A 7,280-nucleotide genomic window follows, 5' to 3' on the forward strand; every position below is an offset into this window, starting at 1 on the left:
AACGTAATGAATGTTCTATGAAGGAGAGTTACAGATGGCTGTCATCAACGCAATGGAAACCGTGGTTAAGCAGTTATTCGAAGAATTCCGGAAGAACTATGAATTGAAGTGTGACTGTGTTTTGTGCCAAGATGATATATTGGCAATCGCGCTGAACAAGCTTCCACCACGCTATACTTCCAGTGAGAAGGGGCATCTATTTGTAAAAGGTGAATACACGAATCAACAACTGCGCTCAGACGTCATGCGAGATTTAATGGAAGCATCGAGCATTGTTGAACATCATCAACATCATCGTGACTAAAAGCAAGCTAGGCATACGCCGCTATCTCCGTTCAGACGGAGGTGGCGGCGTTTTTGATTATGGAATGTTCGGCGAGTACTCGCTGATTCCAGTTGAATCTCATTTAGTCCGATATTTCCTAACTAAAAGGAAGAATACACCTGCTACAAGATAAATAGTCCGATTTTGCCGTTACTACTTAGGTACCTGTTACGAAACATACTTTCTGTGGTAATTATAGGAATCAACCATAAAAGGGGTTCCTGCCATGTTNCGGTATGTTCAGTTAGGAAGGTTTGTAGATGAAGTGTAGATTACCTGACATGAATATTGGCATTCAGGGAGGGAAAAAGAGGATTCGGAACCAATGTAAGGGTTTTTATGATAGTAAAAATGACATTATGAAATAAAATTTCAAAAAACTATTTACAAAATGAAATAAAACTCATTATAATGAGGTCCATACGTTAGATAAACTAACATATACGAATCGCCATAAAAAACGATAGAGGATGTTGCCTATGTTAAAAGGTGGATTAATGAGCATAGAAGCTGCTATGGCAAGTTTGAAGCCGAGTGAGCGTAAAGTGGCACAATACATTTTGGAACATCCGCAAGAAGTGATTAGCCTTTCAGTACAGAAGCTTGCCGAGTTTGCCTGTGTTAGTGAAGCGACAATCATACGGCTTTCACGTTCTCTCCACTGTAAAGGATATCTGGAGCTTAAGATGCGAATTGCTGGTGATTTGTCACAGTCGTTATTGCCGACAGAGACCTATCAGGAAATTAATGCGAACAGTTCCATTGGGGAGATCATCAAATCAGTCACGAATAACAATATCGTTTCCATTCAAGATACACTAACTGTCCTCTCGCCGGAAAGTGTGGAGAAAGCGATACAAACGTTAAGCCGCGCAAGAAAAATTGGCGTGTTCGGCGTGGGTGCTTCAGGGATCATCGCAGAGGATTTCAAGCAAAAGCTTACACGGATTAATCGGTGGTGTGAGATTGGTACAGGGTTTGATGCCCAAGCTACCATTGCAGCTAACCTGCTTCCTGGTGATGTCGTCTTTGGTATTTCTTATACGGGTCAAACGGAAGATATGATTCGTTCGCTGGAAGTAGCGAAGAATAATGGCGCAGCGGTCATAACGTTGACCCGATTCGGATCTAATCCAGTTGCGGACCTTGCAGATATTCAGTTATTTACTAGCACCTTGGAGAAAAGTATCCGCAGCGGGGCGATGTCCTCAAGAATTGCTCAACTGAATGTTATCGATATTCTATATGTTGGCATTGCTGGCTGCCACTACGAGGCAAGTGTGACCTCGCTGGAAATGACTCGACAGGCCGTCCAAGTTGGTAAACGCAATGGATAACTGCTAGTAAGCGAATGAAATGGTTTGGTCCTCTAGTCATGCTGGAGGTTAACATACAAGTGAAAATTAAAGGGAGGCTTTTTATATGAAACGTTTATTCAGTGGAGCATTATTAACTTTGGTCGCAGCTTCTTCCATGCTTGCCGCATGCAGCACGAACAGCACAACGCCTAGTGCAGCCCCTAGTACAGCAAGTACTGCACCAACTACAGCACCGACACAGGATAAAGTGAAGCTGACGATCGGTAGCTGGCGTACAGAAGATACAGAAGCGTACACAAAAATCATTGCTGAGTTCAAAAAGAAAAATCCCAATATAGATATTGAGTTTAAACCAACCAAGAATACGGAGTACAACACAGCGCTGAACACAAGTCTACAAAGCGGAAATGGTCCAGATATTATTCATCTCCGCCCTTATGCAGCTGGAGCCGCTTTAGCGGATGCTGGTTACTTGGAGCCGTTGACGAATGTGAAAGGAATGGATGTATTCTCGAAAGATACCTTACTGGCTGCTACGGGATCTGACGGTAAAGTATACGGGGTTCCAACCGTCTTCAGCTCGACGCAAGTATTTTATAACAAGAAAATCTTTCAAAAATATAATCTTCAAGAACCTAAAACGTGGGATGAACTCCTCAAAACAGCGGATACATTGAAGAAGAACAAAGTAACGCCTTTTGCTTTCGGTTCTAAAGAAGGATGGATTCTATCGCTGACAGAAGGGACGCTTGGACCGGCTGTTTATGGGACGGATTTCATGAAGAAAATTGTTAGCGGGGATACGAATTTCAAAAGCCCTGAGTATGTAAGTTCAATTAAAATGCTGAAAGATTTAACACCCTATTTCCCTGATAATTACGTAGGTATTGGCATGGATGATATGAGAAACATGTTTGTTACGGAACAGGCTGCGATGATGGTGATGGGGGATTGGGAGTATGCGGTCATGAAGAAAACGAACCCCGACCTTCAAATGGATGTATTCCCAGTTCCGTCAATGAAAGCAGATGGCAAACAATCGGTAACGACTTGGGTAGATGGATCATTTTCCGTGAATGCCAAATCGGCTCATAAACAGGAAGCTCTGAAATTCATGGAATTTCTAACAACAAAAGAATTCGGGGCTCTTGCCGTGAATGAATTGCAAAAACCAAGTACGATTCCTGGTGTGGCGGCAAATGATCCATTGGTAGCCAAAATTGCCAAAAATGCCGATACGATCTCCACGCCTTACGCTGCTGTCGTTTATTTCAATGGGGGTAACCCGACAACGAAAGCTACATTAGAAAATTCTATTCAAGGTATGTATCTAAATAAATTAACACCGGAGCAAGTGACAGAAGAAGTTCAGAAGATGACAGATGCGTGGTTTAAACCTAAGAAATAAGTAAAGAAGAGGTGTGAGGGGCATGAATGACTTGGCCAAATCGTCCGGGTGGAAAAAGGGAGCAGTTCATCTGTTCCCGGTCCCTGCCCTCGCAGTTTACATTATGTTCGTGATTTACCCAATCCTTTCCGCATTTGGTTATAGCTTTTATGATTGGAAGGGTCTCATCCGTGGGGAATTCGTTGGGTTCGGCAATTTTGTAAGCTTGTTTACGAAGGAACCGTTTAATCATTTGTTTTGGAATGCGTTTGGTCATAACCTGTATTATTTCGCCGTTGAGATGGCCGTACAAAACGTGATTGCCTTTGGGCTTGCCTATCTTGTTTATAGTAAACTTAAGGGTTCGAATTTTTTGAAAATGGCTTACTTTTTACCAAGGTTGCTGTCTGTCATTGTAGTAGGCTTCTTATGGAAGCTCATGTTGAATCCGAATAATGGCGTTGTGAATGTCATGCTCAAAAAGATCGGTCTTGTCTCATGGGCCAAACCTTGGCTGGGAGATCCTGCTACGGCGTTAACTTCCATTACGATCGTCAACAGTTGGTTTGGTGTTGGTTTCTCCATGTTAATATTCCTTGCAGGTTTACAGGCAATTTCATCTGAGGTTGTTGAAGCAGCCCGATTGGATGGGGTCAAAGGCTTCCGTTTGATTCGCTCGATCATTTTACCAATGATGAGTCAGTCCCTGATTATCATTACGGTGTTTACGTTTATTCATGCTTTCGAAGCATTCGAGTTGATTTATGCAATGGAAGGGTCACAGGGTGAACCATATAACTCGACGGACACGTTGGCTGTCTTCTTTTATAGAATTGCTTTTGGCGGCTCGTCTGGCGGCGATTCGGTCGCACTTGGACTTGGTTCGGCATTAGCTGTTGTTCTATTTTTCATTATTGCAACGATATCAGCTTTGTTCCTGTACTTCACTAGGAACCAATCGGCTCAGCATTAGGACAGGAGGCAGACCATGAAAACCAACAAATCCGTTCGGGGACTCCAATACGCTGCGGCGTATTTGGGGGCACTGGTCAGTTTGTATCCGATTTTTCTGATGCTGACCTCTTCCTTGAAGACGAACATCCAAATTCTAAAAAATCCGATGTCATTACCGACATCGATATCGTTTGCAGCGTATAGTAAGTTAATACATCAAATTCCCTTCTTCACTTATTTTTGGAACAGTCTTGTGGTTAGCGTAGCTTCCGTCGTTCTAATATTGCTATTCGGTGTTATGGCTTCTTTCTATATTGCCAGATATCCGTTCCGCTGGAATGGGGCATTGTTTTTCTTCTTCCTCTTGGGCATGATGATTCCCATTAAGCTTGGGATTGTCCCCCTGTTTCTTTTGATGAAGAAACTCTCGATGTTGAATTCGATTTGGTCGTTGATTAGTGTATACACGGCGATCGGCTTGCCGCTTGCGATTCTCATCTTAACGGGCTTCTTCAGAACGCTCCCGAAGGAGCTGGAAGAAGCGGCACGCATAGATGGTTCTTCTGACTTTGGTGTGATGTGGCATGTTTTACTGCCGCTAATGCGGCCAGCGCTTGGAACTGTGATGATTATGAATTTTATCACGGCATGGAATGATTTCTTTTTCCCGCTTATATTTGTTCAAGATGATGCGAAGAAGACAATTCCGGTGGGCATGCTCTCCTTGTTCGGACAGTACTCCACAGATTTAAGTATGCTGTTCGCAGGGCTAACGTTGGCTTCTGTGCCCATGATGATCATATTTTTCCTAGCTTCTAAACAATTCATGGAAGGCATGACGGCAGGCGCTGTGAAGTAATAGGGCAACGAATCACCCAACAATAGGAGGAATCGTATTGACGCAACAAAAGAAGAATGAACCGGCTACTGAGCAGAGAAATGAAAAGTCACTGCACCTTGACCAACTTAGCATTGAAGAAATCGTAAACTTAATGAATGAAGAAGATCAAACGGTTGCACTTTCTGTCAGAGGCGCAATTCCTCAGATTTCTGGGGCTATTGCAGCCATTTCTGAAGCGTTGAAGGCTGGCGGTCGACTATTCTACATCGGAGCTGGAACGAGCGGGCGTCTGGGGATTTTAGATGCTTCCGAATGTCCTCCGACATTTGGGGTAGAAGAGGATTTGATAAACGGTCTCATTGCTGGTGGTGAAGGAGCAATTCGTGCATCCATAGAAGATGCGGAAGATGATGAGCATGCAGGGGGGCTAGCTATTGCTGAGGTTGTCAGACCAGGGGATGTTGTTGTTGGAATTACAGCCAGCGGGACGGCCCGTTATGTGATTGGTGCCATCCTTGAAGCGAATCGGCTAGGTTTAGCAACTGTTGGTATTAGCTGTAATCATGATACACCGCTCAGTACCGTTGTGAAATTTCCAATTGAAGTACCTGTCGGGCCGGAAATAATAACGGGATCGACACGCTTAAAAGCAGGGACGGCACAAAAAATGGTACTGAATATGATCTCTTCCACGACAATGATTCGAATGGGGAAGATCTATGGCAATTTAATGGTGAATGTTCAGGCTACCAATCACAAGTTAAGGGAACGTACGGTTAGAATTATTCAAGAAGCAACGGGCATTGATGAAGAGAGGGCACGACAAGCCGGAATGGAAGCGAAAGGCGATGCTAGAGTGGCGATTCTGATGGAGATGTTCAGCGTTAGCCAGCAGCAGGCTTTGGATGTACTCCTGCAAGCACGAAATCATTTCGGTGATGCCGTGAAGCTGCTTCAACAGAGTCAATAGTTTAAAAGATCTTAAGTAAAGGCTGAGTCCCCTCCGAAGAAATTTTTCTCGGGGTGCTCAGCCTTTTTTCTAATTCTCTCAGCAATGGAAATAGGCTTGTTCAGGGGTTACTACTTAGGTACCTGTTACGAAACATACTTTCTGTGGTAATTATAGGAATCAACCATAAAAGGGGTTCCTGCCATGTTCACGACTGAACAAATAAAAAAATTCAGTAAAGGCGATTCAGAGATTGAAGCTATATTTATTCTAATGAACAATCGCATTCTAGAACTAGAAGCTGAGGTGCGCGAGTTAAAACGCAAGCTCGGAATGAACTCCAATAATAGCAGTAAANGGGTTCCTGCCATGTTCACGACTGAACAAATAAAAAAATTCAGTAAAGGCGATTCAGAGATTGAAGCTATATTTATTCTAATGAACAATCGCATTCTAGAACTAGAAGCTGAGGTGCGCGAGTTAAAACGCAAGCTCGGAATGAACTCCAATAATAGCAGTAAACCTCCTTCTAGCGACGGATTCCGTAAACCAGTTAATTTGCGACAAAAAGGTGGGAAAAATGGAGCCCCAAAGGGGCATCCAGGACACACGCTTCGTTTTTCTGACTCTCCAGATTTTACGACTTGGTCTCGTGTTTCCTCCTGCAGGCATTGTAAAGCGAACATAGAAGATGTTGAAGCTGACGGGTACGAAAGAAGGCAACAATTTGATCTGCCCGACATTCGTATGTACATAACTGAATTCCGTGCGGAGAAGAAGTGCTGTCCTCATTGCAAAACCAAACAGCAAGCGTTGTTCCCATCCGAAATTCCTGCTCCTGTTCAATACGGGCCTCGCATGACCTCTTTGACCTCGTACTTGAGCGTGTATCAGCTGTTGCCACTGGAGCGCATCAGTCGTTTTTACAAAGATGTGATAGGACACCAACCCAGCGAAGCGACCTTAATTAAACAAGTCCAAACCATGTCTGCGGCTGTGGAACCAACACTTTCGGACATCCGCGAACAACTTCTTCTTCAAGAACTTTTACATGCAGATGAAACTAACATGAAGGTCGGGACAAAGAAACAATGGCTTCACACCGTTTCTAATAACCTCTGGACCCTGCTCCTCATATACCCTAAACGCGGCAGCGAGGCTTTTGCTCAAATGGGTGTGCTTCCGAATTACAGTCAAATTCTCGTACACGACTGCTTTTCCTCGTACTTCAGAGAGGAGTACACGTTTCAGCATGCGCTTTGCAACGCACACTTCATGCGTGATTGCATCGGCATTGCCGAAAACGACAAGCATGAGTGGCCAACAGAGATGAACACCTTACTTCAGGAAGCGTGGAAATCTACCAAATCGTACCGCCATAAGAACCAGTTGCTACCAGAAGAACTGATTGAGCAGTATGAACAGAGGTATGATTGCATCCTAGAGAAGGCCAAAACGGAGTGGGCAAAAGATCCCATACCGGTTAAAACGGGGCCACGCGGAAG

7 protein-coding genes are annotated in these 7,280 nt (G+C 44.0%); all 7 read left to right on the plus strand.

Annotated features, from left to right (window positions below):
- Window positions 1-34 precede the first annotated feature (34 nt).
- Window positions 35-304: a late competence development ComFB family protein gene (locus tag A8708_RS12985; RefSeq protein WP_068663976.1), complete on the plus strand. Its 270-nt coding sequence runs from the start codon at window positions 35-37 to the stop codon at window positions 302-304.
- A 500-nt stretch (window positions 305-804) separates the two neighbouring features.
- Complete coding sequence (locus tag A8708_RS12990; protein WP_082927470.1) at window positions 805-1,662, plus strand: SIS domain-containing protein; 858 nt, start codon at window positions 805-807, stop codon at window positions 1,660-1,662.
- Between the two features lie 85 nt (window positions 1,663-1,747).
- Window positions 1,748-3,052: an ABC transporter substrate-binding protein gene (locus tag A8708_RS12995; RefSeq protein ID WP_068663980.1), complete on the plus strand. Its 1,305-nt coding sequence runs from the start codon at window positions 1,748-1,750 to the stop codon at window positions 3,050-3,052.
- Between the two features lie 22 nt (window positions 3,053-3,074).
- The gene (locus A8708_RS13000; RefSeq protein ID WP_068663982.1) at window positions 3,075-4,004 is read left to right on the plus strand and encodes a carbohydrate ABC transporter permease; all 930 of its coding nucleotides are present in this window, start codon (window positions 3,075-3,077) and stop codon (window positions 4,002-4,004) included.
- Window positions 4,005-4,019: 15 nt separating this feature from the next.
- Complete coding sequence (locus A8708_RS13005) at window positions 4,020-4,844, plus strand: carbohydrate ABC transporter permease (RefSeq protein ID WP_068663984.1); 825 nt, start codon at window positions 4,020-4,022, stop codon at window positions 4,842-4,844.
- A 37-nt stretch (window positions 4,845-4,881) separates the two neighbouring features.
- Window positions 4,882-5,796 carry an N-acetylmuramic acid 6-phosphate etherase gene (gene murQ, locus A8708_RS13010; RefSeq protein WP_068663986.1) on the plus strand — a complete coding sequence of 305 codons (915 nt, stop codon included), beginning with the start codon at window positions 4,882-4,884 and terminating at the stop codon, window positions 5,794-5,796.
- 348 nt (window positions 5,797-6,144) lie between these two features.
- Window positions 6,145-7,280: IS66 family transposase (tnpC, locus tag A8708_RS13015; protein ID WP_204787524.1), on the plus strand; the 1,136-nt coding region annotated here is incomplete at its 3' end.

This window comes from Paenibacillus oryzisoli, assembly GCF_001653565.1.
In the GTDB taxonomy this organism is placed as follows: Bacteria; Bacillota; Bacilli; order Paenibacillales; family NBRC-103111; genus Paenibacillus_E; species Paenibacillus_E oryzisoli.

Bases quoted from the DNA above. Each gene is read 5' to 3' on its own strand.
- A8708_RS12985 (WP_068663976.1), top strand. From the start codon at position 35: ATGGCTGTCATCAACGCAATGGAAACCGTGGTTAAGCAGTTATTCGAA.
- A8708_RS13000 (WP_068663982.1), top strand. From the start codon at position 3,075: ATGAATGACTTGGCCAAATCGTCCGGGTGGAAAAAGGGAGCAGTTCAT.
- A8708_RS12990 (WP_082927470.1), top strand. From the start codon at position 805: ATGTTAAAAGGTGGATTAATGAGCATAGAAGCTGCTATGGCAAGTTTG.
- A8708_RS12995 (WP_068663980.1), top strand. From the start codon at position 1,748: ATGAAACGTTTATTCAGTGGAGCATTATTAACTTTGGTCGCAGCTTCT.
- A8708_RS13005 (WP_068663984.1), top strand. From the start codon at position 4,020: ATGAAAACCAACAAATCCGTTCGGGGACTCCAATACGCTGCGGCGTAT.